We start from the raw sequence: 1,620 nt of genomic DNA on the forward strand, positions 1-1,620 counted from the left end.
GACCGGGCTCCTCGCGTACCCGGTCCGCGCGGGCCGCACATGTGTGCCAGTCTGTTGCCCGCAACAGACTCACGTTCGGGAGGGGATCGCGGGTGGCCGCGATACAGCTGACACGCACGCACAAGATACTGATCGGCGTCGTCGTCACGGGTGCCGTGATCATCGCCGGGATCGGGTTCGCCGGTTCGTACGCGGCGGTGCGGACGCTCGCGGAGAAGAAGGGGTTCGGGGACTTCTCGCTGGTCTTCCCGATCGGCATCGACGCGGGCATCTGCGTCCTGCTCGCCCTGGACCTGCTGCTGACCTGGATCCGCATCCCCTTCCCGCTGCTGAGGCAGACGGCGTGGCTGCTGACGGCGGCGACGATCGCGTTCAACGGCGCGGCCGCCTGGCCGGACCCGCTGGGCACGGCGATGCACGCGGTGATCCCGGTGCTGTTCGTGATCTCCGTGGAGGCCGCGCGGCACGCGATCGGCCGGATCGCGGACATCACCGCGGACAAGCACATGGAGGGCGTCCGCATCACCCGCTGGCTGCTCTCGCCGCTGCCGACGTTCCTGCTGTGGCGGCGGATGAAGCTGTGGGAGCTGCGCTCCTACGAGCAGGTGATCAAGCTGGAGCAGGAGCGGCTGGTCTACCAGGCGCGGCTGCGCTCCCGCTTCGGGCGCGCCTGGCGCCGCAAGGCGCCCGTGGAGGCCCTGATGCCGCTGCGGCTCGCCCGGTACGGCGTCCCGCTCGCGGAGACGGCCCCGGCGGGGCTCGCGGCGGCGGGGATCGAGCCGTCGGTGCTGCCGCCGGCCGCGCCGTCCGCGACCGTGCACCGGGCGGCGGAGGCGGCGCCCGCGGAGTTGGAGGCGGCCCCCGCACGGGCCGCGGAGGCCGCACGTGTGCCGGACGCCGCAGGCGTGCCGGAGGCCGCCGAGGCGGCGGCCCCGGCGGAGCCGCAGGCCCGTGCCCACCCCGAGCCGGAGGAGCGCCCCGCGCCCGAGGCCGTCCCGCAGCAGCGGCAGGCGGACCCGCAGCCCGAGGAGGTCCCCGCGAACCACGACAGCGCCTGGTTCAAGACCCGCACCCCCGTCCCGCCCCCCTCCGACCCGGCGGCCCCGTACGAGACCCAGCAGTTCCCCGTGATCCAGGTCCCCGCTCCCGCGACCGGCCCGCAGTACGCCAACGGCTCGCCGTACGGGCCGGCGCCGTACGCCCACACGCCCGCGGAGCCCGTCGCGGGGCCGGCGGAGCCCGTCGGGCCCGCCGCCGACCCCGGCGCCCGCGCGCTGGGCGACCGGGCGACCCAGCCCGAGTACGCCCCCGAGCCGCTGCCCGACCCCGTTCCCGAGCGCATCAACGGCCTCCCGGAGGACGTCACCCGCGACGAGGCCTACTACGGCGCCTTCCGGAAGTACGTCAACGAGCGCGGCGAGTACCCGAACGCCCGCCAGTTCGGCATCTACCTCCAGGACCTCTACGGCGTGAAGGGCAAGTCCGGCGGCCCCCTGACGGAGAACACCCTCCGCCCCTACATCCACGCCTTCCGCGGCCGCCACACCGAGGAACTCGACGCCTCACAGGAGTACGCGTAACACCCCGCGCGGACCCATGCGTAAGGGGCGGCCTCTGGGG

Annotated in this window: 1 protein-coding gene; it reads left to right on the forward strand. The window is 74.7% G+C overall.

Annotated elements, in window-relative coordinates:
• Positions 1-92 precede the first annotated feature (92 nt).
• Entirely contained in the window at positions 93-1,580 is a 1,488-nt protein-coding gene (locus tag ACFWEG_RS29020) for a DUF2637 domain-containing protein (RefSeq protein ID WP_387221100.1), read from the forward strand.
• The last annotated feature ends 40 nt before the right edge of the window (positions 1,581-1,620 follow it).

This window comes from Streptomyces sp. NPDC060194 (genome assembly GCF_042728285.1).
GTDB lineage: Bacteria > Actinomycetota > Actinomycetes > Streptomycetales > Streptomycetaceae > Streptomyces.